Genomic DNA, 23986 nt, shown 5'->3' with positions numbered 1-23986 from the left:
CTCCCCTCAGATCTCGCTTCAAACCTCGAAGGTCGCCGACACCGGCACATGATCCGATGCGAGGTCCCAGTCTCGCAGATTCACGTCGATATGGTGACTGTTAATCGCGCCCGCGAGCGCCGGGCTGGCCAGGATATGGTCGAGCCGGCGGCCGCGATTGGAGGCACGCCAGTCGTTGTTGCGGTAGCTCCACCAAGAATAGAGCTTCTTGTCGGGCGTCACGAACTGGCGCGGCACGTCGATCCAATCGAGCGAGGCCTGCAGGCGGCCGAACAGTTCGACCTCGACTGGCGTGTGCGAGACGATCTTCAGGAGCTGCTTGTGGCTCCACACATCGTGCTCCAGTGGCGCAACATTGAGGTCGCCCACGGTGATGCGGCGCAGCCCTTTGCGCGCCCGTGGCTTCGGCTTGCGATCGGCGTACCAGCCGGCCATCTCGCGATAGAAATCGAGCTTGTGCGCGAACTTAACGTTGAGATCGGGGTCGGGAATGTCGCCGCCGGCCGGGATGTAGAGGTTGTCGAGCAGGATCGGATCACCGCCGATATCGAGGGCGGCCTCGACATGCCGGCAGTCTTCCTTGCCACATCGATGGTGAATATTGGTGCCGGTGAAAGGCACTTTGGAGACAATCGCCACGCCGTTGTAGGCTTTCATGCCCTGCACGAGACGGTGGACGTAGCCCATCCGCTCGAACGCCGCGTGCGGGAAGAACTCGTCCGGACACTTGGTTTCCTGCAGGCACAGCACATCGGGCTTGCGCATTTTCAGGTAACGTTCGACGTTGGCGATCCGCAGCCGGACCGAATTTATGTTCCAGGTGGCAATGGTGAGGCTCATTGCCCGGCACTATAGACGATCCGGAGATGATCTCGACGCTACGATCTCGGTGAGGGAGACCGGCCATGCAGATGGATGGCGACCAGAGCAGCAACATCGAGGATCGTCGCAGCGACGACAGCACGAGCGGCGGCGGTGGCATGGGCGGTGGTTTCCCCATCCCGATGGGCGGCGGAGGCGGCGGCCTGTTCAAGGGCGGCTTCGGGCTGGTGGCTTTCGTCGTCATCGCCATGATCATGGGCGCCGACCCGGGCGCGATTCTGAGCGACATTGCAGGCGGTGGCGGCGGCGCGAGCTACAGCCCCGCGCCTTCTCCGCCGCCACGGTCGGCTCCGTCGCAAAGCGGGACTTCTGGTTCGACCACGCTGAGCGATGCCGACTCGCAGTTCGTTTCGCGCGTGCTCAAAAGCACCGAGGACGTGTGGGGCGAAGTGTTCCGCGAACTGGGTGGGCAGTATCGCGAGCCCAAGCTGGTGCTGTTCCGCGACGCCACGCGCACCGAGTGCGGTGTCGGCCAGGCAGCGATGGGTCCGTTCTATTGTCCGGCCGATCAGCGCGTCTATCTCGACCTCGGCTTCTTCGACGAGCTGGCCCGCCGCTTCCGTGCGCCCGGTCAGTTCCCGCAGGCCTATGTGATCGCCCACGAGATCGGCCATCATGTGCAGAAGCTGCTCGGCATCTCTGACAAGGTGCAGCAGATGCGCCAGAGCATGAGCCGGCGCGACGGCAACGCGCTTTCCGTGCGTACTGAGTTACAGGCGGATTGTTTCGCCGGCGTCTGGGCCAACCGCGCCGACAAGCAGCGCGGCGGCAGGATGATCGACGACAAGGACGTGGACCAGGCACTGGCTGCCGCGGCGGCGATCGGCGACGACGCGCTGCAGCGTCAGGCGCAGGGTCGCGTCGTGCCCGACAGCTTTACCCACGGCACCAGCGCGCAACGCGCCCGCTGGTTCCGCATCGGTCTCGAAAGCGGCGATCCCAAGAAGTGCGATACCTTCAGGGCCCAACAACTATAGTCGCTACACGAGCGTGCAGGTCACGGTCCCGCAGCCGTCGACGAAGCCCGAGAGCGTGTCGCCTTTGACGACGGCAGCCACGCCATCGGGCGTGCCGGTGTAGATCAGGTCGCCGGCGGCCAGCGTCACCAGGCCCGAAAGATAGGAAATCGTCTCCGGCACGCTCCAGATCAGCGCGTTGAGGTCCGACTTCTGGCGTGTCTTGCCGTTGACGTCGAGCTGGATGGTGCCTTTCGACGGATGGCCGATCTTGGCGGCGGGGAAGATCTCGCCGATCGGTGCGGACTGGTCGAAGCCCTTGCCCATGTCCCACGGGCGGCCCATGTCCTTGGCTTGGTTCTGCAAGTCGCGACGCGTCATGTCGAGGCCGACGCCGTAGCCGAACACATGCTCGAGCGCCTTGTCGACGGGGATGTCCGAGCCGCCGGACTTCATCGCCACTACCAGCTCCATCTCGTGGTGCAGGTTCTTGGTGGCCGGCGGATAGGCGACCTTGGTCGGGTTCTTCGGGTCGGCGCAGATGACGATGGCATCGGCCGGCTTGGTGAAGAAGAAGGGCGGCTCGCGGTCGGGATCATGGCCCATTTCGCGGGCATGGGCGGCATAGTTGCGGCCGACGCAGAAGATACGGCGCACTGGAAACAGATCGCTGGTTCCGTTGACCGGCACACCGACCGTGGCCGGCGGCGTCACGACATAAGCCATCGCTTTCTCCCTCAAGAGCGTGCCTTTATGAAGGGCATCGGAGTAGCAGACAATGACCGACGAAAATGTCCTGATCGTGCAGGCCGATTCGGCCGAAACCTCGCTTGCAAGTGCCCGCCTGGGGGAACGTCGCTGGCGCTGCACGCTGGGTGCAGGTGGCATACGCGAGGACAAGGTCGAGGGCGACGCCGCCACGCCCGTCGGCGAATTTCCGCTGCGCCGAGTCTATTTCCGCAACGATCGGCTGGTTCTACCGAAGACCCAGTTGCCGGCGCGACCGATCAACGAACATGACGGCTGGTGCGACGACCCGCGTGCGCCCACCTACAATCGGCTGGTCCACATCCCCAACGAGTGGAGCCACGAGAAGATGTGGCGCGAGGACGGGCTCTACGACCTCGTTGTCGTCGTGGGCTACAACGACGATCCGCCCGAGGGCGAATGGGGCAGCGCCATCTTCCTCCATATCGCGCGCGAGGATTACAGCCCGACCCAGGGCTGCGTCGCCTTCGCCCGCGACGATCTTCTGGAACTGCTGCCGCTGCTCACCCGCGACACGCGTCTACGTATGCTGGCACACCCGGCAGACGAAGAGGCTCGGCCCGCCTCGGCTGCCGAGGACGAAATGAAGCTCCTCAAGGACTTCGACGAAAGGGACTGGTAGTCAGCCCACCACGCGGCCGATGGCACGGGCGGTGTAGTCGACCAGCGGGATGATGCGCGCGTAGTTGAGTCGCGTCGGACCGATGACGCCAATGGCGCCGAGGATGCGCTCCTGCGAATCGCGGAACGGCGCCACAACCATCGAGCAGCCGGTGTTGGCGAACAGCGGATTGTCGGCACCGATGAAGATCTGAACACCCGACGCCACGTTGGCGAGTTCGAGCAGGCGAACGAAGCTCTCGCCGCGCTCCAGCGCATCGAACAGGAGCCGTACGCGTTCAAGATCCTCGATCGCGGTGATGTCTTCGAGAAGCCGCGCCTGGCCGCGCACGATCAGCGCGCCGCCACCGCCGGGCTCGCCGGCCCAGGTGGCCAGCCCCGACTCGATCACACGCGCCGTCAGATCGTTCAGCTCGGCGCGCTTCAGCTTCAGGTCTTCGAGGATCAGCCGGCGTGCTTCGTCGAAGGTCCGGCCACTCAGTCGCGCGTTCAGATAGTTGCTGGCCTCGGTGAGCGCGGACGGCGGCATGCCGATCGGCGTGTCGATCACGCGGTTCTCGACATGGCCCGACTGCGTGACCGTGACGACCAGCGCCCGGCCGGGGCCGAGATTGACGAATTCGATATGCTTCAGCGGATGCTCGGTCTTGGGCGCCATCACCAGCCCGGCGCAGCGCGACAGGCCCGACAGCATCGTGGTCGCCTGTTCCAGCGCCTCGGTGACGCTGCGGCCGACCGTGGCGCAGCGCGCCTCGATCGATTCGCGCTCTTCCTCGGAGATATTGCCGATTTCGAGCAGGCCGTTGACGAACAGCTTGAGGCCCGCGTCGGTCGGCAGGCGGCCGGCCGAGGTATGCGGCGCATAGAGCAAGCCGGCATCCTGCAGGTCAGCCATGATGTTGCGGATGGTGGCAGGCGAGAGCGTCTCGCTAAGCTTGCGCGTCAGCGCCCGGGAGCCAACCGGCTCGCCGGTCTCGACATAGCTCTCCACGACGTGGCGCAAGACCTCGCGCGCCCGATCATTCAGCTCCGCGACCGAAGCCGCCTGCCGTGGCCCCGCCGGTGTCTCGGCGAGGCCGCCTCCTTGAATACCGATACGGTGGATCGCCATGGCAAAAAATGTAGGTAGTGCAGGCATTGCGGTCAATGAAGGCCGGCGTTACACCCACCGGCTTCACCCCGTCAGGAGACCTTTTATGCGCCCTTCCGGCCGCGCCCCCGACCAGCTTCGCCCGGTTTCGCTGGAACCAGGGTTCTCGCGCCATGCCGAAGGCTCGTGCCTGGTGAAGTTCGGCGATACCCATGTGCTCTGCACGGCTTCGATCGACGAAAAAGTGCCGCCGTGGATGCGCAATACCGGCAAGGGTTGGGTGACCGCCGAATACGGCATGCTGCCGCGCTCCACCCACACGCGCACGGACCGTGAAGCCGCGCGCGGCAAGCAATCGGGCCGCACCCAGGAAATCCAGCGTTTGATCGGCCGCTCGCTGCGCGCCGTGGTCAACATGCAGGCGATGGGCGAACGCCAGATCAACATCGACTGCGACGTGCTGCAGGCCGATGGCGGCACCCGTACCGCCAGCATCACCGGTTCCTGGGTGGCGCTGCACTTCGCCTTCGAGCGCCTGATCAAGGAAGGCAAGCTGGCGGTCAATCCGATCACCGGCCAGGTCGCCGCCGTTTCCTGCGGCCTCTGGGAAGGCAAGGCCGTGCTCGACCTCGATTACCCTGAGGATTCCAAGGCCGAGGCCGACGCCAATTTCGTGCTGACCGGCAATGGCGGCATCGTCGAAGTGCAGGGCACGGCCGAGCAGGACCCGTTCACCGAAGCGCAGTTCATGGAGCTGCTGAACCTCGCCAAGAAGGGCATCGGCGAGCTCACGCTGCTGCAGCGCACGGCGGTCGGCAAAGCCTGATGGCGCGCCGCTTCGTCCTGCCGAAACTGGTCGTGGCGACTCACAACCGCGGCAAGGCGGGCGAGATCCGCACCATGCTATCGCCCTTCGGCGTCGAGATCGTCTCGGCGGGCGATCTCGGCCTGGCGGCACCCGACGAGACCGGCAGCACCTTCGAGGAGAATGCCACGATCAAGGCACTGGCCGCGACGCGCGCCAGCGGCCAACCGGTCCTGGCTGACGATTCCGGGCTCAGCGTGCACGCGCTCGACAATCAGCCCGGCCTCTACACCGCCGATTGGGAAGGCCCGACACGCGATGCGATGGTGGGCATGCGCCGCATCCAGGACGAGTTCGCCGCGCGTGGTGTACCCAATACCGACGACGCCCGCACAGCGACGTTCCATTGCGTGCTGGTGCTGGCGTGGCCCGACGAGCACCTCGAACTCTTCCACGGCACGCTCGATGGCTCGATCGTGTGGCCGCCGCGCGGTACCGGCGGCCACGGCTACGACCCCTGTTTCCAGCCGAAGGGCGACACGCGCACGACGGCCGAGATGTCCGACGCCGAGAAGAACGCCATCAGCCACCGCGGACGGGCTTTCCGGATGATGGTCGAGGCCTGCTTCAGATGAGCGCGACGCCTTTAGGCGTTTATGTTCACTGGCCCTTCTGCAAATCGAAGTGCCCCTACTGCGATTTCAACAGTCACGTTCGCGAGGGTGTCGAGCAGGCGCGCTGGCGCCAAGCCCTGCTCACCGAACTGGAGCATGCGGCACGCGAAGCGCCGGGCCGCCGTGTCGAGACCATGTTCTTCGGGGGCGGCACGCCTTCGCTGATGGAGCCGGAGACTGTCGCGGCGCTGATCGCGCGCACGCGATCGCTCTGGGACACTGCCGACGACATCGAGATCACGCTCGAAGCCAATCCGACCTCGGTCGAGGCCAGCCGCTTCGCCGCCCTGGCCCAGGCCGGCGTCAACCGCGTGTCGCTCGGCATCCAGGCGCTCGATCCCGCGGCGCTGAAGTTCCTCGGCCGTGAGCATTCGGTCGACGAGGCGCTTGCCGCCTTCGAGACTGCGCGCCGGCACTTCGCACGCCATTCCTTCGACCTGATCTATGCCCGCCCCGGCCAGACGCCGGAGGCATGGGCCGCCGAGCTGGATCAGGCGCTAGGCCTCGCCGGCGAGCATCTCTCGCTCTATCAGCTCACCATCGAACGCGGCACGAAGTTCTTCACCCAGCATGCCCGCGGCGCCTTCACCCTGCCCGTCGAGGACGAAGCGGCCGCGATGTACGAACATACCCAGGCACGGCTCGCCGCCGCCGGGCTGCCGGCCTACGAGATTTCCAACCATGCCCGACCAGGGGCTGCCTGCCGCCATAATTTGATCTATTGGCGGTATCAGGATTACGTCGGCATCGGGCCAGGCGCCCATGGCCGCTTCGCCGAGGGCGCCACCAAGAAGGCGACCCGACGCGCGAGCGGCCCGGAAGCCTGGCTGGAGGCCGTGGAGCGTGACGGCCATGGCACGGCGGAAACGTCGTCGGTCGAGGGCCGGGATCTGGTGGAGGAGGCGTTGATGATGGGACTGCGGCTGGCCGACGGTATCGACCGCGCCACCTTTGCCGCCGTCACTGGTGCCGATCCGGTCGAGGCCGTGGGTGAGGCAAAGCTGGCGCCGCTGATCGAAGCGGGGTTTCTCGACGTCGACGCCGCGCATCTGCGCGCGACGCCGGCCGGACAGCAGCGGTTGAATGCGCTTCTGGAGCGGCTGATCGCATGAAGCTACTGGCGATCTTCCTTGCCCTGCTGGCAATGATCGCCAGCGCCTCGGCACAACAGCAACCCCAGCAACAGCCACAACGCCCGCCGGCGAAGCCTGCTCAGTCGGCCAAGCCGGCGGCGCAGCCCGCGGCCAAGCCCGGACCGAAGTCGCCCTTCACCCCGCCCGCCTTCAAGATCACCATTGCGACCGAGGCGGCCTTTCCGCCTTTCAACTATCTCGACCGCAAGGGCATGCCGGCCGGCTTCGAGATGGAGCTGGCGCAGGAAGCCTGCCAGCGCATCAAGGCGGAGTGCGAGTTCATCGTGCTCAAGTGGGACGAGCTGATCCCCGGCCTGCTCGAAAAGAAGTTCGACGTCATCATGTCGTCGCTGGAAGTGACGCGCGAGCGGCGCCAACGGCTAGGCCTCTCGCGGCGCTACTATCTCTCGCCCGGCGCCTTCATCGCCGCCAAGGGTGCGCCGTTCGACGGGCCGCCATCGCTTCTGCGCAACAAGCGCATCGGCGTTCAGAAGGATTCGATGCATGCCGACTGGGCCGACAAGAGCTTTCGCCGCTCTGCCCAGCTCAAACGCTACGGCACCGTCGAGGAAGCGTTGAAGGCGCTCGCCGCCGACGAGATCGATGCGGTGTTCGGCGACAAGGCTCAGCTCTGGCTGTGGAGCCAGAAGCCGGAAGGCAAATGCTGCGAGCTGGTCGGACAGGACATCAAGGACACGCAGACCTTGGGCATCGGCGTCGCCGCCGGCCTGCGCAAGGAGGATGCCAAGCTGCGCGACGCCCTCAACAAGGCCTTCGCCGACATGATCAGCGACGGCACCTACAAGAAGATCAACGAGAAGTACTTCCCGTTCCCACTGAATTGACGCCGGAACAGCCGTCCCAGCAGACGATCAGTGCAACGAGCGTTCACGCGAGACGTAGTGGCCGCGCTTCAATTCCTTGAAGAACTGCGGCACCTGCGGGTGCGACACCGGCTTGCCGGTATCATCGGGCAGCAGGTTCTGTTCGGACACGTAGGCGACATAGGTCGTCTGCGCATTCTCAGCCAGCAGATGGTAGAACGGCTGGTCACGACGCGGCCGGACCTCTTCGGGGATCGAGGACAGCCACTCCTCGGTGTTGGCGAACACCGGGTCGACGTCGAAGATGACGCCGCGGAACGGATAGATCCTGTGCTTCACCACCTGGCCGATGGCGAACTTGGCACGACGGAGGGGGGCCGCGCCAAGCGCCGCCCCGGAGGTGGGGTCGGAAGCTTGGTTGTTGGGTTCCATAAGCAAAGTATTGCTCCGAAGCCGCCCCGAGGCAACGCAGTACGGCCGTAGATTCGACTTCGGACTGCAACAATACGTGAAAAATGGCCGCATGGTCCGCCCCGCAAGATTCCGGCCAATACGCGCCGACCATAAACTTGCCGATTGGTGCAGGTCCGTGAGGAGGCGGCTCGGTTGACGGCTGCCGCCTGCCCGTGGACTCTGCGCCGAGAGGCTGCACGGGAAGGTATAGTTGGCCGACGGCTTGAAAGTACGGTTCTGGGGCGTGCGAGGTTCGATCTCGTGCCCTGGTGCTGAATATGCGCGCTACGGCGGCAATACCTCGTGCCTCGAGGTCACTGCCGGCGGCCGCCGTCTCATTTTCGATGCCGGCACGGGTATTCGCACGCTGGGCGTAGAACTCGCGCGCCAAGCATCGCTCGACCTCGACATCTACTTCACGCACACGCACCTCGATCACATCTCCGGCCTCACCTTCTTTGCACCGCTGTTCGAACGGCGTAACTCGGTGCGCATGTGGGCCGGCCATCTCGAAGCGCCCTACACGCTGAAGAAGGTCGTTGGACACTTGATGCAGGCGCCGCTCTATCCGGTGTCGCTCGATGTGTTCCAGGCCAGCGTCGAGTTCCGCGAGTTCCGCGCCGGCGAAACGCTGTCCTGTGGAACAGTCGGCCTTCGCACCGCACCACTCAACCATCCCAACGGCGCTACCGGCTATCGCATCGATTTCCGCGACAAGTCGATCTGCTACATCACCGACACCGAGCATCGCGAAGGCCAGCGCGACCAGACCATCGTCGACCTGTGCCGCGGCGCCGACGTGATGATCTACGATTCGAGCTACACCGACGATGAATATGCACGCTACCGCGGCTGGGGTCATTCGACCTGGCAGGAAGGCGTGCGGGTCGCGGATGCAGCCGGCGTCGGCACGCTCGCGATCTTCCATCACGACCCCAACCACGATGATGCCTTCATGGACGGCGTGGCACGCGAGGCAGCGGCGCTGCGTCCGGGCACGGCCGCGAACGGCTTGCCGCGTGTGATCGTCGCCCACGAAGGTCTTACTCTTAGCCCGTGAGCATACTGTAATGACTGCCAAGCTCAGCCTGCGCGGCCGCTGGCGGCGGTTCGCGCTCGGATTGCCGACCGTCCTCGGCATGAAGCCGCGCGGCTGGTTCATCCCGCACCGCTATGCGCCACTCCTGCCGCCGCCCGGCGCGCAGCCGCCCTATCCCGCGATCGAGCAGCTCTTCGAAAGCAGGCTGGCCGACTTCACCGCCGTGCTCGATGCCGTCGACGCCCAGGCGACTGCCCTCGAAGGGCTGAAGACCCTGCTCGACCAGTCCTGGTTCCCCTCGCTCGATGCGGCGGTCGCCTATGCGCTGGTGCGCGATCGCAAGCCGCGCCGCATCGTCGAGGTCGGATCCGGCCATTCGACGCGCCTGCTGTCCAAGGCCCTGGGCGGCCTCGGCGAAATCCTGGCGATCGATCCCGCGCCACGCGCGGACATCGCCGACCTGCCGGGTGTCCGCGTCGTACCATCGACCCTGCAGGCCGCGCCGCCCGAGGTGCTCGACGGATTGCAGCCGGGCGATGTGCTGTTCATCGACTCCAGCCATATCCTGATGCCCGGCAGCGACGTCGACATCCTCCTGAATCGCGTCCTGCCAAAGCTTCCCGCGGGCGCGCTGATCCATATCCACGACGTCTTCTTGCCCTACGACTATCCCGCGATCTGGGGTTGGCGCGCCTACAACGAACAGCAGGGGGTGATGCCTCTGTTGGCGACCGGCGCCTACACGCCGCTGTTCGCCAGCGCCTGGGCCGAGCGACGACTGGCCGACCGGCTGGCCTCTTCAGTCGTGGCGCGGCTGCCAAGGCTGCCCGACGCCCTGCCGGCGAGCCTCTGGCTCGAGAAGCGTTAGGGACTACGGATGCTTAGCCGGCTGCGCGCATGGTTGTTCGACGGCGCAGGAACCGGCGAGCTGCCCGAGCGCGTGCAGGCGGCGATCCGCCGCCAGCAGGAGCAGAGCGAGATCCTGATCGGCTGGGTCCAGCTCGCGATCGTCGTGCTGGTCACCACGGTCTACGAGTCGACCGCCATGCCCACGGGCGTGGTGCAGGAGGACTATTCCTTCGAGGTCGAGGTTCTGGCGATCTATGGCCTCTTCTGCCTGCTGCGACTCGGCCTCGCCTATGCCCGCCTGCTCAGGCCCTGGATGCTCTACCTGTCGGTGATCGCCGACATGGCCTTGCTGATGGGCCTGATCTACTCGTTCCACTACAAGTACGCGCAGCCGGCTGTCTTCTATCTGAAGGTGCCGACGCTCCTCTATGTATTCCTGTTCATTGCCTTGCGTGCGCTGCGCTTCGAGGCGCGCTTCGTGCTGTTCACCGGCTTCGTCGCGATCCTGGGGTGGACCGGCCTGATCCTCTACGCCCTAGGCGGCCGCGGCGGGCCGCCCAACCCGACCGATGACTTCGTCGAATACATGACCGGCAACGCGCTGCTGCTCTACGCCGAAATCGACAAGATGGTCGCCATCGTGCTGACCACGATCGTGCTGGCATTGGCCATCGCGCGGGCACGTTATCTGCTGGTGCGCGCGGTAAGCGAAGGCGTTGCGGCCAGCGATCTTTCGCGCTTCTTCGATCCCGGCGTCGCCGCGCGTATCCGTGGCGCCTCGATGTCGATCAAGGCTGGCGAAGGCGAGCTGCGCGACGTCGCCATCCTGACGGTCGACCTGCGCGGCTTCACGCGGCTGTCGACCGAACTCGCACCTGACGCTGTGATGAAGATTCTGCAGGAGTATCAGGGCCGTGTCTGTCCGCTGATCGCAGCTCACGGCGGCAGTATCGACAAGTTCCTGGGCGACGGCATCCTGGCCTCGTTCGGCGCGGTCGTTCCGTCGCCGACTGCCGCGGCCGATGCGTTGCGCGCTGCGGATGCCGTGATCGCCGCCGCCACGCAATGGTCACGCGAGCGGCAGGCAGCCGGCATGCCACCGCTCGAGATCGGCTTGGCCGTATCGTCGGGCCGTGTCGTTTTCGGTGCCGTGGGAGATGGCGAGCGGCTCGAATTCACCGTGATTGGCGACGCCGTGAATTTCGCGGCGAAACTCGAGAAGCACAACAAAGAGGAACATACGCGCGCCGTGACGGATGCCGCGACCTATCGCCTGGCCGCCCAGCAGGGCTATGTGTCGGCCGGCCCCCACGAAAGGCGGACAAACCGCAGCGTTACGGGCGTCGCAGAACCCGTGGATATTGTGATTCTCGCTCCTTGAAGGCTGTCGGGCCCAGAGGGGCGGCATCTCGTTGCCTTGCCCTTGCCTTGCCCTTTCCCCATTCGGAGCCTATGTAATTTGGCGACAGGGCAAGGAAAACGTGGGCAGCGAGCTGGCGGAGCGCCATCGTGGGTAACAACTACGACATCATTCTAATTGGACTCGTCGCGGTCTTCTTGATTCTGCGACTGCGATCCGTGCTCGGCAAGCGCACCGGCAACGAGCGGCCACCGGCGCGTGATCCTTTCACGCCTCCTGCACCGCCGCCGGCGACGCCGCGCAATGGCGACGCCGCGCAGGGCAACGACAACGTCGTGCCGCTGCCGACTGCCAATCAGCCGGCGCCGCGGCCGTCGAACGCCACAAGTGGTCCCGGCGGCATTCGCGCCACGGTGATGCCGACGGCAACGCCGGGCGTTAATGCCATCCGTGCGGCTGATCCGTCTTTCGATCCGCTGGGCTTTGCCGCCGGCGCCCGTGCCGCCTTCACCGCCATTGTCGAAGCCTTCGCGCGCGGCGATACCGCGACACTGAAGCCGCTGCTCGATGGCCCGACTTTCACGAGCTTCGAGGGCGCCATCCGCGGCCGCGCGGAGCGCAATGAGAAGGCTGAAGGGACGTTGATCGGCTTCGAGGCTTCCGACATCGCGGGCGCCGAGATGCAGGGCACGCAGGCCGCGGTGACCGTTCGCTTCGTCAGCGAACAGATCAACGTCGTGCGCAATGCCGAAGGCCAGATCGTCGACGGCAATCCGAACGAAGTACAAAAGGTCGTGGATCTCTGGACATTCCGACGCGACACCAAGTCCAGCGATCCGAATTGGCAGCTCATCAAGACCGAAAGCGAAGGCTGAGGGAGGCGTTGCCGATAATGCGCTGGAGCGTCCTCGCCGGCGGCGCGGCATGGCTGGCCGTTGCGGGTCTTCTGTCTGCTTGCGCCAGCACGCCGGGTGCGGCGCCCGAGAAGCGTCTCGCGATGGCGCCGATCTCCTACAACGAAATTCCCGGCTGGGCCGATGACCGGCATGGCGAGGCACTCGTCGCTTTTCGCCGCTCCTGCCCCAAGCTGACGACAGGGCCCGACACCAAGATCGCGACCGACGGCGGCGAGAAGACGATCACCCCGGCGGAGTGGAGGAACATCTGCGATTCGGCCGCCGCCGTGAAAGCCGGCGACGGCCGCGCTGCGCGCCTCTTCTTCGAAGATAATTTCCGCCCGCTGGTCGTCCAGTCTCCGGGCAAGTTCACCGGTTACTTCGAGCCCGAGCTGCGCGGCAGCAAGGCGCCGTCCCGTCTCTTCACGGTGCCGGTCTATCGGAAGCCGCCCGATCTGCTAGCCGACAAGCCCTACTACACGCGCGCCGAGATCGAGAGTGGCGTGCTGAAGGGCAAAGGCCTCGAAATCGCCTGGGTGCAGGATCCAGTCGGGCTGTTCGAGGTACAGGTCCAGGGCAGCGGCCGCATCCAGCTCGCCGAAGGCGGGACCATGACCTTGGGCTTCGACGGCTCCAACAATCGCCCCTATACGGCGATCGGTGCTGTGCTGGTCGAAATGGGTGTGATGAAGAAGGACGAGGCCACCTGGCCTGCGATCCGCGACTGGCTGAAGCGCAACCCGCAGCAGGCGCGCGACGTGATGCGTCGCAACGAGCGTTACATCTTCTTCAAGGATACCAAAACCTCCGCGCCAATCGGCGCTGAAGGCGTGGTGCTGACGGCCCAGCGCAGCATGGCGATCGATCCCACCCTCACGCCCTATGGCACGCCGATCTGGATCGACACCAAGCGCCCTGTGGCGCGCAAGCCCGGCGCTACAGAGCCCTATCGCCGCCTGATGATCTCGCAGGATACGGGCGCAGCCATCAAGGGTCCGGCGCGCGGCGACGTCTTCTTCGGCGCCGGCGCGCAGGCTGCCGACTGGGCCGGCCGTATGGTCGGCGACGGCCGCGCGATCGTTCTCGTTCCCAACAAGACCTAATGCTGGGACACGGCACCCAAAGTGCCATGTCCCAGCAGCTCAATCGTCAGCGCTTGGCGCGAAACGCCTTGATCGCGGCTTCGAGCCGGTTGCCGTAGTCGGCATCGGCCGCGCGGAAGTGGCCGATGGCGCGCGTGACAATGTCATCGCGCGTCACCTTGCCGAGATTGCCCGCGATGTTGGCGATCAGCCGATCCTTCTCTTCCGGCTTCATCAGCCGATAGAGCGCGCCCGCCTGCACGAAGTCGCTGTCCTCCTTGTGCAGCACCGGCTTGTGGGTGCCGGTAAGGCCGCTGACTTCGATGCGGGCGTAGGTCGGCTCGCTGGTTTCCGCCGGTCCGTTGAAGCTGTTGGGCTCGTAGTTCTTGGCACGGCCGCCATTGGCATCGAAGCGCATGGCGCCATCGCGACCATAGTTGTGCGCGCCGCCCTGTACACGCGTACGATTCACAGGGATCTGCGTGTGATTGATACCCAACCGGTAGCGCTGCGTGTCGCCATAGGAGAACAGGCGGCCCTGCAGCATCTTGTCCGGTGACGGACCGATGCCGGGGACGAAGTTCGCCGGATTGAAGGCGGCCTGCTCGACTTCCGCGAAATAGTTGTCGGGATTGCGGTTGAGCGTCAGCTTGCCGATCGTGATCAGCGGATAGTCCTTGTAGTACCAGACCTTCGTCAGATCGAACGGGTTGAAGCGGTAGTTCTCCGCCTCGGCCGCCGGCATGATCTGAACCTTCACCGTCCACGACGGGAACTGGCCCTTCTCGATCGACTGCAGCAGATCCTGGTGATGATGATCAGGGTTCTCGCCACCGATGCGCGCCGCTTCTTCGCTGGTCAGGTTCTTGATCCCCTGATCCGTCTTGAAGTGGTACTTCACCCAGAAGACATCGTTCTTGGCATTCACCCACTGGTAGGTGTGCGAGCCGAAACCATCGATATTGCGATAGCTCGCGGGAATGCCGCGATCACCGAACAGCCAGGTGAACTGATGCGTCGCCTCGGGTGAATGCGAGAAGAAGTCCCACGCGTTCTCCGGCTCCTGCATGTTGGTGAAGGGGTCGCGCTTCTGCGAATGGATGAAGTCCGGGAACTTCTGCGGATCGCGGATGAAGAAGATCGGCGTACCGTTGCCGACCAGATCGTAGTTGCCTTCTTCGGTGTAGAACTTCAGCGCGAAGCCGCGCGGATCACGCACCGTATCGGCCGAACCGCGCTCCAGTGCGACGGTGGAGAAGCGCAGGAAGGTGTCGGTCTTCTTGCCAACGCCGTTCAGGAAGTGAGCATGGGTCCAGGCGCTGCAATCCTTGGTGAGTTCGAACGTGCCGTAGGCCGCCGAACCGCGGGCATGCACCACCCGCTCGGGGATGCGCTCCCGGTCGAACCGCGCTAGCTTTTCGATCAGGTGATGATCCTGCAGTAGCAGCGGACCGTTCGGGCCGGCGCTCTGGGAACGTTGATTGTCGGCAGTGGGTGCGCCGCTCTCTTCAGTCAGTACGGGCCGATCAGACATCCATCCCTCCTAGGTCTTCCTTCAAACATATCTGATTAGAATCATTCTAAACAAGGGGCCGTTGCACGCTATTTTTAGCGCTGCCATGGTGCCCAGCGTGTCCAATTCATCCGAAAATCTCCACCCCCCGCCGCGCCGCGTTGCGCTTTTCGTCACGTGTCTGGTCGACCTCTTCCGGCCGGCAGTGGGCTTTGCCGCCATCAAGCTCCTCGAAGAGGCGGGCTGCACGGTCGAGGTGCCACCACTGCAGGTCTGCTGCGGTCAGCCGGCCTACAACACGGGCGACCGCGCCACGACCCGGGCCATCGCGATGCAGGTCATGGACGCATTCGAAGGGTACGACGCCGTAGTCGCGCCCTCGGGCTCCTGCGGCGGAATGCTGTCTCACCACTATCCAGGCTTGTTCGACGACGATCCCGCCCTCAAAGCGCGCGCGGAGAATCTGGCCGGGCGCAGCTACGAGCTGATCTCCTTCCTGGTCGACGTGCTCGGCGTCAAGAAAGTCGCCGCCCACTATGACGGCGCCGTTACGTATCACGATTCCTGCTCAGGCCTGCGCGAGCTCGGCGTAAAGGAGCAGCCGCGGCAATTGCTCGGTTCGGTGCAGGGCCTCGAACTTCGCGAGATGAAGACGCCCGAGGTTTGTTGCGGCTTCGGCGGTACGTTCTGCGTGAAGTATCCCGAGATCTCCAACGCCATGGTCGGCGAGAAATCTGCTGACATCACCGCGAGCGGCGCCGGGACCTTGCTGGCGGGCGACCTCGGCTGCCTGATGAACATGGCGGGCAAGCTGCAGCGCGAAGGTAGCGCAGTACGCGTACGCCACGTTGCCGAAGTGTTGGCCGGCATGGGCGACCTGCCCGCGATTGGCGAGCCCGAGACGGGAGCACGCTGATGCAATCCACTGCCCATGCCTTCAAGGACAATGTCGGCACGGCCCTGGCCGATCCCAATTTGCAGGATTCGCTGGCCAAGCTGAAGGTCGGCTTCTCCGAGCGGCGGCGTCAGGCAGCCGAGCGGCTGCCCGAATTCGAGGCGCTGCGCGATCGTGCGCGCGACATCAAAAACCACACGCTCGCCAACCTCGATTTCTACCTCGAGGAGTTCGAGCGCAAAGTCTTGGCCCTCGGCGGTCATGTTCATTGGGCGCCGACCGCCGCCGATGCGCGGCGCATCATCGCCGATCTATGCCGCAGCGTCGGTGCCAAGACGGTCGCCAAATCGAAGTCGATGGTCGCGGAGGAAATCGCACTCAACGAGCATCTCGAAGCGCTGGGCATCGCGCCGATCGAGACGGACCTCGGCGAATACATTATCCAGCTCCGCCACGAGCCACCCAGCCACATCATCGCGCCGGCGGTCCATCTCACCAAGGACCAGGTCGCCGATACATTCCTTGAACATCACCGCAAGCTGGGCTTCGACAAGCGACTGACCGAACGCAACGATCTCGTCGCCGAGGCGCGCTATGTGCTGCGCCAGAAGTTCCTCGATGCCGATGTCGGCCTGACCGGCGCCAACTTCCTGGTGGCCGAAACCGGCTCGTCGATGCTGGTGACCAACGAGGGCAACGCTGATCTCTCCAACACGCTGCCCAAGATGCACATCGTGCTGGCGAGTATCGAGAAGGTGATCCCGACGCTCGAGGACGCTGCCGTGCTGCTGCGCGTGCTGGCGCGTTCGGCGACGGGCCAGGAATCGTCGGCCTATACGACGCTCAACACCGGACCGAAGCGGCCCGGCGATCTCGACGGGCCGGAGCAGTATCACGTGGTGCTGCTCGACAATGGCCGCTCCGGTGTGCTGGGCACGGAGATGCAGGATATCCTGCGCTGCATTCGCTGCGGCGCCTGCATGAATCACTGCCCGGTCTATGGCGCTGTCGGCGGCCATGCCTATGGCTGGGTCTACCCCGGCCCGATGGGCGCGGTGCTGACGCCGCAGCTCGTGGGCGTCGAGGAAGCGAGCAATCTGCCCAACGCTTCGACCTTCTGCGGGCGCTGCGAGAGCGTCTGCCCGGTGCGCATCCCCCTGCCCAAGCTGATGCGGCATTGGCGCGAGCGCGAATTCGAACGGCATCTCACGCCCAAGGCCGTGCGCCAGGGCCTCGCTCTCTGGAGCTTCGTCGCGCGCCGGCCCGGCCTCTACCGCGGCCTGACGACGATCGCCAACCGCGTGCTCTCTCTGTTCGGTCGGGTCGAGGGTCGTTATCACAGCCTGCCGTTGGCCGGCGGCTGGACGCGTTTCCGCGACTTCCCTGCCCCGCCACCCGGCGGCACCTTCCACGCGCAATGGAAGGCCGGGAGGAAGCGGCCATGAGCGCCGACCGGTCGCAGATCCTGAACGGGATCCGCCGCTCGTTGCAGCGGGGCGAACTCGCGGGCGATGGGCTGAAGGACGTGCAGAGCCGGCTGGCCCAGCCACCGCGCGGCCCTACCGTGGCGCGCGCTCAGCTCGCGCCAGCCGACAAGGTGGCGCTGTTCTGCCAGTGGGCGGAGTTCAACAATGCCAGTGTGGCGCGGGTGAGCGCGGCCGACGTGCCGGGCGAGGTCACCGGCTTTCTCGCCCGCAATAATCTGCCGGCCAATGTCGCGATGGCGCCCTCGCCCCTGCTCGAAGGCTACGACTGGGCCAGCCAGAAGATGCTGTCGATCCGGCGCGGCCGCGGCGAAGGCGACGACCAGGTCTCGATCACCGGCGCCTTCGCCGGCATCGCCGAGACTGGCACCTTGGTGATGGCCTCCGGTCCCGACCACCCGGTGTCGCTCAATTTGTTGCCCGACACACATGTCGTGGTGTTGCGCGAGGCCGATATCGTCGGCGGCTACGAGGATGTCTGGGGGCGGCTGCGTGAACGCTACGGCAAGGACCGCATGCCGCGCACCGTGAACACCATCACCGGCCCCTCGCGCACCGGCGATATCGAGCAGACGATCGAGCTTGGCGCGCACGGGCCGCGTCGCATGCACATCCTGGTCGTGCGCGAATGAGGCCGCAGCGATGAAATCTGCCGGCGGCGCGTCTCCTTCGGAGCCAGCAGGCTCCGGCCCAAGGAATGAGCTTCGCGTCGTCGGCACGAGCGTCAGCCGAGAGATCGAGCTGCTGTTCGAGCGGGTCGCCCGGTCGGCGGGCCGGCGCGCACCGCGTGTCCTGCAGGTTGGATCGCGCACCCTCGTTTCGGATCGCAACGAACGCAATTGGCGCAGTCTGATCGCCAAGCGCTTCGGCCCCAAGGCACACTTTGTGGGCCTCGATCTTTTCGAAGGTAGCAATGTCGATTGCGTCGCCGATATCTGCAGCGATCCGCGCACACTTGCTGCAAGGCTGGACGAGGCGGACTTTGATCTGGTGATCAGCCGCCATGTGCTGGAGCGGACGCGCCATCCGGCGCGCGCCGCACGCAACATCGAGCGGCTGCTGCGGTCTGGCGGTTTCGCCTATATCTCGACGGCGTGGTCGCAGGCCTTCCACGTGACGCCTGATGACTATTGGCGCTTCTCGCTGAGTGGTCTGAGGCTACTGTTCGGCCGACTGGAAGTCGCCAGTGCCTTCTACTGCGGCGGTGATGTCGGTCTCGACGTCGCCTATCGCGTCGAACGTGACGGCAAACCCGAACTCGATCCACGGGCTGGTGCCGTCGAGCAGGGTCTCTTCCAGATTGTGCTCGACCACGAAGACAATCGCGCCGTTCTGGCCCGTCAGGCCACCGAACGCCTGCCCGTCTCGCGCACCTACCTGCCGACCCTGTTCGTGAACATGGTGGCGCGCAAATCCTGATCGGCCTCGCCGTTCAAATGGAGCGGGTCGAAGGGGTGCACAAAAGAAAAGAGCGGGCTTTCGCCCGCTCTTCCCAATTTTATCCGTAGGACTTGCGACTAGAAGCGCAGGTCCATACCGACCAGGATGCCCCAGGAGTTGCCGGAGACGGCATTCGAGGGACCCGAAGCGGCGTAGTACAGACCACCACCGGTCAGCTTCACGCCCGGCCCGAGCGCGTAGTTGATACCAACTTCGAACTTCTGGACCGACTCTTGCCCGAAACGCAACCCGGCGAGCGAGTTGGGGTTGAAGGCGTTGGAGCTGATGCCCGGAACACCCGTAGCAGCAGCAGCGACCGACTGGGCGCCCGTGCCCGGAGCGATGCTGTTGACCGACACCGAGCCGTTACCGTTGGTGTTGAACGAGCCAACCCAGTTGAACGACATCTGCCACGGACCGGTCTCGTACATCACGCCCGCGGTGTAGAAGCGGGTGTCGTTGTCGACGTTGGTGAAGTAGTTCGAGCCGAGGCCGTTGTTGTCGTAGCCGATGGCGCCACCGAGGGTGAAGCCGGCGAAGCCGACCTGCGCACCGACGACCCACTGCTTCCACGACGTCAGGTTCGCACCGTTGGCGTAGTTCTGGGTGCCGAAGGGCTGGTTGCCGGGGATGAACGAGGCGTACATGAACGCGCCGTAGAGGGCGACGGTCACATCACCGAACTTGTTCAGATAGTTGACACCGACGTCGAACACGTCCTGCCACGAGTAGTCAGCAGACGGGCAGTTCGGAGCGGATGTCGGATCGTTGTAGCCGCACACGCTGGCGAGACCAGCCGGACCCGGGCTGCCGAGGCCGGAGAGGGCGCCTGCCTGCTGGCCGAGGTTGGCCTTCGGACGATAGCCGACACCGATCTGCAGACCCTGGAAGCGGGGCGTGAAGTAGTTAATGCCCTGACCGTCCTGGAACTGACCGGCGTTGGTCGTCGTCGTGGCGTGGAACCACGCCTTGTTGTTCGCCATCACCGAGGCGTTGGCCCAGGCGAAGTTGCTGTTGTGCTGAATGGCGCCGAAGCCGAGCAGGGCCGACGGCGTGCCGTAGTACATACGGTACGAAGCCGGATCGCGGCCACCGAACTCGACACGACCCCAGTCGCCGAAGGCGAAGAGGAAGGCTTCGTCGATCCAGCGGGTCGCGCCAGTGGTGCCGGCGGAGGCGTTCCAGCCTTCGAGTTCCACGTGCAGACCGACCGACGTGCCGTTATCGAGCTTCGTCTGGCCGATGAAGTGGATTTCACCTTCCTGCTGGAAGTTGAGGCCCTTGTACTGGGTCCAGGTGCCGTCCATGGCGACCGTGGAATTGATGCCGCCGGCGATCGCGTAGAACTGATAGTAGCCGCCTACGCCGATCTTAATCGGGTCGGCTGCCATGGCCGGGGCGGCCATCAGCCCGCCGACGACCAAGGCGGTCGAGCCGAGTAGAAGCTTTTTCATCATTCTCCCTCTCTCATTGATCAGAGACTGGTACGTACCAAAAGGCCTGTCCGACCGGCGGAAAGTGGAAGCCTGAACGCAGCGACTCACGGCTCCCGCCAATGCGGCGAGCCAATAAAACACTTCACCCAAAAGGGGGTCAAGAAATGGACGCGCCGCCGCTCCATTCTGTCCGCACCTGTGGCGTCTTTGTCACATTTTCCAGCGGCTTCGGGGCATCTTCTAACCCATCGAATCCAATAAGTCTTTGTGCAAAACTTAGATCGAGTGTTGTTATAGTTTTTATAAGCTACTTATTGTGGTGCGCTGTCTCGCGCGCTTGCAGTCCACCACCGCTTGGGCCTATGGTCCGGCCGCCGCCGTGCCGTCACGGCCAAAGAGGATTAAGGGCGCCAAATCATGCCGGGCTCGTCTAAATCACCGATCACCATCGCGTGCAGCATCGCGCTCGCTCTGGCCGCCCCTCTGGCCCTGGGCGCCTGCAACGACGGCAGCAGCGCTCTTGAGCAGTCGACAGGACCGTCCGGCGCCCGGAGCAACGAGGACATGCGCCAAGGCCTGGGCGGCCGCAATCGGGAAACGGGCGGGATGTTCGGCCCCGGCGGCCTCTTCGGTTCCAAGCAGCAGAAGAAGGACGACACCGGAACGGGCGTGGCGGTGAACGCCTATCTGTGGCGCGCCTCCCTCGACACCATCAATTTCATTCCGCTGGTCTCGGCCGATCCGTTCGGCGGGGTCATCATCACCGACTGGTATACGCCTTCCGAAACGCCCAACGAGCGCATGAAGGTCCAGGTCACCATCCTCGACCGCGACCTGCGGGCCGACGGCGTCCGCGTCGCGGTGTTCAAGCAGCAGACCTCGCCCCGCGGCGGCAACTGGGTCGACGCCCAGGTCGATCCGCGCACCAATATCGATATCGAGAACGCGATCCTGACGCGCGCGCGCCAGCTTCGTATCGCAGGCGGCTCCTGACGCACTCCAGGCCTGTCGCCAAAAGCTTGACGTGAGAGGCCGCAGCGGGCATCCGCTGCGGCCTCAGTCTTTTTCGGGATCAAGTCCGTGTCGTCGACGCCCACAGCACCCGCCGCACCTGCGCGCTACAATTTCCATGAAACCGAGGCCAAGTGGCAGAAGGTCTGGGAGGATCGTCAGACCTTCAAGGCCGCCATGGATAAGGCGCGGCCCAAGTACTATGTGCTCGAAATGTTCCCCTATCCGTCGGGGCGCATCCATATGGGCCACGTGCGCAACTACACGCAGGGTGACGTGATCGCCCGCTACAAGCGCGCCAAGGGCTTCAACGTGCTGCATCCCATGGGCTGGGACGCTTTCGGCCTGCCGGCCGAGAATGCCGCCATGGAGAAGAAGGTCCATCCCAAGAAATGGACCTACGAGAACATCGCCACCATGAAGACGCAGCTCAAATCGATGGGCCTGTCGCTCGACTGGAGCCGCGAACTCGCGACCTGTGACCCGACCTACTACCGCCACCAGCAGAAGATGTTCCTCGACTTCTGGAAGGCGGGGCTCGCCTACCGCAAGGAAGCGTGGGTGAACTGGGATCCCGTCGACAACACCGTGCTGGCCAACGAGCAGGTGATCGAAGGCAAGGGCTGGCGCACCGGCGCACCGGTAGAGCGCCGCAAGCTCACGCAGTGGAATCTCAAGATCACCCATTTCGCCGATGAGCTGCTGAGCCGCCTCGACACGCTCGAGCGCTGGCCGGAGAAGGTGCGCCTGATGCAGGCGAACTGGATCGGCAAGAGCCGCGGCGCGCGCGTCTTCTGGCAGCTCACCGATGCATCCGGAAAGGACCACGGCAAGCTCGAGATCTTCACCACCCGGCCCGACACGCTTTATGGCGCCTCGTTCATGGCGCTGTCGGCCGAGCATCCGCTGGTCGCGGGGCTCGCGGCCAACGATCCCGGCCTGCAGCGCTTCGTCGCCGAATGCCGCAAGACCGGAACGGCGGCGGCCGAGGTCGAGACTGCGGAAAAGCAAGGCTACAAGCTTCCTTTGCTCGCGCAGCATCCGCTGATGCCAGGCAAGACGGTACCGGTCTACGCCGCCAACTTCGTGCTGATGGAATATGGCACCGGCGCGATCTTCGGCTGCCCCGGCCATGACGAGCGCGACCACGAGTTCGCCACCAAGTACGGCCTGCCGATCCTGCAGGTCGTGGCGCCGGCTGATGGCACGAAGATCGACATCGCTGCCGCGCCGTTCATTGAAGATGGCGTTGTCGTCAATTCCGACTTCCTGAACGGGCTCGACGTCGAGGAAGCCAAGAGCCGGGTCATCGCGCGGCTGGAAGAGATGGGTGTCGGCAAGGGCACCATCCAGTATCGCCTGCGCGACTGGCTGGTTTCACGTCAGCGCTACTGGGGCTGCCCAATCCCGGCGATCCATTGCGAGAGCTGTGGCGTCGTGCCGGTGCCGGACAAGGATCTGCCGGTCGAGCTGCCGGACGATGTGACTTTCGACCGGCCGGGCAATCCGCTCGACCGTCATCCAACGTGGAAGCATGTCGCGTGCCCGACCTGTGGCAAGCCGGCGCGTCGCGAGACCGACACGTTCGACACCTTCATCGATTCGAGCTGGTACTTCGACCGATTCACCTCGCCGCAACTCACGACGGCGCCGTTCGATCGCGAAGAGAACCACTATTGGATGCCGGTCGATCAGTATATCGGCGGCGTCGAGCACGCGATCCTGCATCTGCTCTATTCACGCTTCTGGACGCGTGCCATGCGCGAGGTCCAGATGACCAGTCGTGACGAGCCGTTCGACGGCTTGTTCACGCAGGGCATGGTCTGCCACGAGACCTATCGCGCGAGCGACGGCTCATGGCTGACACCCGAGGAGATCGAGCGGGTGGAGGGCGGCAAGGTCGTGCGTCTTTCCGACAGGAGCCCCGTCGAGGTCGGCCGCTCGGAGAAGATGTCCAAGTCGAAGAAGAACGTCGTCGACCCGGACCAGATCATCCGCGACTACGGCGCCGACACTGCGCGCTGGTTCATGCTCTCGGACTCTCCGCCGGAGCGCGACCTCGAATGGACCGAGGCCGGCGTCACCGGCGCCTGGCGCTTCCAGCAGCGCTTGTTCCGCATTGCCACGGCCGCACTCGAAGGCCTGCCGCCCGCTGGCACGCCCAAGCCCGCCGCTTTCTCCGATGCCGCCACGGCGCTGCGCCGCGCGGCGCACAAGTCGATCGCCGGCATTTCGACCGACATTGAAGCCTTCCATTTCAATAAGGCGGTGGCGCGGCTCTACGAGTTCGCCAACACCATCGACTCGGTCAAGGCTGAGGACGAGTCGACCAAGTGGGCGCTGCGCGAGGCGCTGGAAATCTTCGTGCGCCTGATCGGCCCGATGACGCCGCATCTCGCCGAAGAACTGTGGGATGCGCTCGGCCATAAGAGCCTGCTGGCCGACTCGCCCTGGCCGCTGCCCGACGACGCCCTGCTGGTCGACGACACCGTCACCGTAGCAGTTCAGTTGAACGGCAAGCTGCGCGGCACCATCGCGCTTGCGAAAGATGCGCCCAAGGACATTGCCGAGAAGACCGCCCTTGCTCTGCCCGAGCTGGCGCGTGGCCTCGACGGCAAGACGCCCAAGCGCGTGATCGTCGTGCCCAACCGCATCGTCAACGTCGTGGTGTAGTATCAGTGCCTCACCCTGAGGAGGCGCGAAGCGCCGTCTCGAAGGGTGGGCAACCGGGTGGCGGCCTGTCCTTCGAGACGCGCCGCGATGCGGCGCTCCTCA

23 protein-coding genes are annotated in these 23986 nt (G+C 64.9%); 17 read left to right on the top strand and 6 right to left on the bottom strand.

Going from position 1 to position 23986, the window contains the following annotated elements; genetic code table 11:
• Positions 1 to 18 precede the first annotated feature (18 nt).
• Positions 19 to 840 carry an exodeoxyribonuclease III gene (locus EPO50_RS30180; RefSeq protein ID WP_296350600.1) on the bottom strand — a complete coding sequence of 274 codons (822 nt, stop codon included), beginning with the start codon at positions 838 to 840 and terminating at the stop codon, positions 19 to 21.
• A gap of 65 nt (positions 841 to 905) precedes the next feature.
• Here EPO50_RS30180 and EPO50_RS30175 point away from each other — a divergent pair, with 65 nt between their 5' ends.
• Positions 906 to 1859: a neutral zinc metallopeptidase gene (locus EPO50_RS30175; protein ID WP_296350598.1), complete on the top strand. Its 954-nt coding sequence runs from the start codon at positions 906 to 908 to the stop codon at positions 1857 to 1859.
• Between the two features lie 3 nt (positions 1860 to 1862).
• Here EPO50_RS30175 and EPO50_RS30170 read toward each other — a convergent pair whose 3' ends face one another.
• On the bottom strand, positions 1863 to 2564 hold the full coding sequence (locus EPO50_RS30170; protein WP_296350596.1) for a fumarylacetoacetate hydrolase family protein: 702 nt from the start codon (positions 2562 to 2564) through the stop codon (positions 1863 to 1865).
• Positions 2565 to 2616: 52 nt separating this feature from the next.
• On the opposite strand from EPO50_RS30170, the gene EPO50_RS30165 reads away from it, so the two are divergent.
• Entirely contained in the window at positions 2617 to 3228 is a 612-nt protein-coding gene (locus EPO50_RS30165; RefSeq protein ID WP_296350594.1) for a L,D-transpeptidase family protein, read from the top strand.
• Here the strand turns inward: EPO50_RS30165 and hrcA are convergent, their stop codons facing one another.
• Complete coding sequence (hrcA, locus tag EPO50_RS30160) at positions 3229 to 4338, bottom strand: heat-inducible transcriptional repressor HrcA (protein ID WP_296350593.1); 1110 nt, start codon at positions 4336 to 4338, stop codon at positions 3229 to 3231. It lies immediately after the preceding gene.
• Between the two features lie 85 nt (positions 4339 to 4423).
• On the opposite strand from hrcA, the gene rph reads away from it, so the two are divergent.
• Genes rph through EPO50_RS30140 form a run of 4 tightly spaced genes read left to right on the top strand, consistent with a single transcriptional unit; the run spans position 4424 to position 7774 of the window.
• Positions 4424 to 5143, top strand: coding sequence for a ribonuclease PH (gene rph / locus EPO50_RS30155; RefSeq protein ID WP_296350591.1), 720 nt, complete (start codon positions 4424 to 4426; stop codon positions 5141 to 5143).
• Complete coding sequence (gene rdgB, locus EPO50_RS30150; protein ID WP_296350589.1) at positions 5143 to 5757, top strand: RdgB/HAM1 family non-canonical purine NTP pyrophosphatase; 615 nt, start codon at positions 5143 to 5145, stop codon at positions 5755 to 5757. Before rph ends, rdgB begins: the two co-directional genes overlap by 1 nt.
• A complete protein-coding gene (gene hemW / locus EPO50_RS30145) occupies positions 5754 to 6908 on the top strand; it encodes a radical SAM family heme chaperone HemW (RefSeq protein ID WP_296350587.1) in 1155 nt (384 codons plus the stop codon). The genes rdgB and hemW overlap by 4 nt, the downstream gene beginning before the upstream one ends.
• Positions 6905 to 7774: a transporter substrate-binding domain-containing protein gene (locus EPO50_RS30140; protein WP_296350586.1), complete on the top strand. Its 870-nt coding sequence runs from the start codon at positions 6905 to 6907 to the stop codon at positions 7772 to 7774. Before hemW ends, EPO50_RS30140 begins: the two co-directional genes overlap by 4 nt.
• A 27-nt stretch (positions 7775 to 7801) precedes the next feature.
• Here EPO50_RS30140 and hspQ read toward each other — a convergent pair whose 3' ends face one another.
• Positions 7802 to 8185, bottom strand: a complete 384-nt coding sequence (gene hspQ, locus EPO50_RS30135) for a heat shock protein HspQ (RefSeq protein ID WP_296350583.1) — start codon at positions 8183 to 8185, stop codon at positions 7802 to 7804.
• A gap of 232 nt (positions 8186 to 8417) precedes the next feature.
• Here hspQ and EPO50_RS30130 point away from each other — a divergent pair, with 232 nt between their 5' ends.
• The 5 genes from EPO50_RS30130 (at position 8418) to EPO50_RS30110 (ending at position 13453) form a co-directional block, all read left to right on the top strand.
• Positions 8418 to 9266 (top strand): MBL fold metallo-hydrolase, encoded by an 849-nt coding sequence (locus EPO50_RS30130; protein WP_296350581.1) that lies wholly within the window; start codon positions 8418 to 8420, stop codon positions 9264 to 9266.
• A 10-nt stretch (positions 9267 to 9276) separates the two neighbouring features.
• Positions 9277 to 10113 (top strand): class I SAM-dependent methyltransferase, encoded by an 837-nt coding sequence (locus EPO50_RS30125; RefSeq protein ID WP_296350579.1) that lies wholly within the window; start codon positions 9277 to 9279, stop codon positions 10111 to 10113.
• 9 nt (positions 10114 to 10122) lie between these two features.
• Positions 10123 to 11475 (top strand): adenylate/guanylate cyclase domain-containing protein, encoded by a 1353-nt coding sequence (locus EPO50_RS30120; RefSeq protein ID WP_296350577.1) that lies wholly within the window; start codon positions 10123 to 10125, stop codon positions 11473 to 11475.
• Positions 11476 to 11603: 128 nt separating this feature from the next.
• Positions 11604 to 12329: a Tim44/TimA family putative adaptor protein gene (locus EPO50_RS30115; RefSeq protein WP_296350575.1), complete on the top strand. Its 726-nt coding sequence runs from the start codon at positions 11604 to 11606 to the stop codon at positions 12327 to 12329.
• A gap of 17 nt (positions 12330 to 12346) precedes the next feature.
• The gene (locus EPO50_RS30110; protein WP_296350573.1) at positions 12347 to 13453 is read left to right on the top strand and encodes an MltA domain-containing protein; all 1107 of its coding nucleotides are present in this window, start codon (positions 12347 to 12349) and stop codon (positions 13451 to 13453) included.
• Between the two features lie 46 nt (positions 13454 to 13499).
• On the opposite strand, the gene EPO50_RS30105 is transcribed toward EPO50_RS30110, so the two are convergent.
• Positions 13500 to 14966 carry a catalase gene (locus tag EPO50_RS30105; RefSeq protein WP_296350572.1) on the bottom strand — a complete coding sequence of 489 codons (1467 nt, stop codon included), beginning with the start codon at positions 14964 to 14966 and terminating at the stop codon, positions 13500 to 13502.
• Between the two features lie 97 nt (positions 14967 to 15063).
• Here EPO50_RS30105 and EPO50_RS30100 point away from each other — a divergent pair, with 97 nt between their 5' ends.
• From EPO50_RS30100 to EPO50_RS30085, 4 genes are read left to right on the top strand one after another with little or no spacing between them, the layout of a single operon-like run.
• Positions 15064 to 15861: a (Fe-S)-binding protein gene (locus EPO50_RS30100; protein WP_296350570.1), complete on the top strand. Its 798-nt coding sequence runs from the start codon at positions 15064 to 15066 to the stop codon at positions 15859 to 15861.
• Positions 15861 to 17285: a LutB/LldF family L-lactate oxidation iron-sulfur protein gene (locus EPO50_RS30095; protein ID WP_296350568.1), complete on the top strand. Its 1425-nt coding sequence runs from the start codon at positions 15861 to 15863 to the stop codon at positions 17283 to 17285. Before EPO50_RS30100 ends, EPO50_RS30095 begins: the two co-directional genes overlap by 1 nt.
• Positions 17282 to 17956, top strand: coding sequence for a lactate utilization protein (locus EPO50_RS30090; RefSeq protein ID WP_296350565.1), 675 nt, complete (start codon positions 17282 to 17284; stop codon positions 17954 to 17956). Before EPO50_RS30095 ends, EPO50_RS30090 begins: the two co-directional genes overlap by 4 nt.
• A gap of 10 nt (positions 17957 to 17966) precedes the next feature.
• The gene (locus tag EPO50_RS30085; protein WP_296350563.1) at positions 17967 to 18743 is read left to right on the top strand and encodes a methyltransferase domain-containing protein; all 777 of its coding nucleotides are present in this window, start codon (positions 17967 to 17969) and stop codon (positions 18741 to 18743) included.
• 98 nt (positions 18744 to 18841) lie between these two features.
• Here the strand turns inward: EPO50_RS30085 and EPO50_RS30080 are convergent, their stop codons facing one another.
• Positions 18842 to 20218 (bottom strand): porin, encoded by a 1377-nt coding sequence (locus EPO50_RS30080; protein WP_296350561.1) that lies wholly within the window; start codon positions 20216 to 20218, stop codon positions 18842 to 18844.
• A 399-nt stretch (positions 20219 to 20617) separates the two neighbouring features.
• On the opposite strand from EPO50_RS30080, the gene EPO50_RS30075 reads away from it, so the two are divergent.
• Both EPO50_RS30075 and leuS read left to right on the top strand, forming a co-directional pair.
• On the top strand, positions 20618 to 21193 hold the full coding sequence (locus EPO50_RS30075) for a DUF3576 domain-containing protein (RefSeq protein ID WP_296350559.1): 576 nt from the start codon (positions 20618 to 20620) through the stop codon (positions 21191 to 21193).
• 87 nt (positions 21194 to 21280) lie between these two features.
• Complete coding sequence (gene leuS, locus EPO50_RS30070) at positions 21281 to 23884, top strand: leucine--tRNA ligase (protein ID WP_296350557.1); 2604 nt, start codon at positions 21281 to 21283, stop codon at positions 23882 to 23884.
• Positions 23885 to 23986 lie beyond the last annotated feature (102 nt).

Source organism: Reyranella sp., from assembly GCF_004297405.1.
Classification (GTDB): Bacteria; Pseudomonadota; Alphaproteobacteria; order Reyranellales; family Reyranellaceae; genus Reyranella.
The sequence above is the reverse complement of the archived record's forward strand: the minus strand, read 5'-3'. Positions and strand labels throughout refer to the sequence as shown.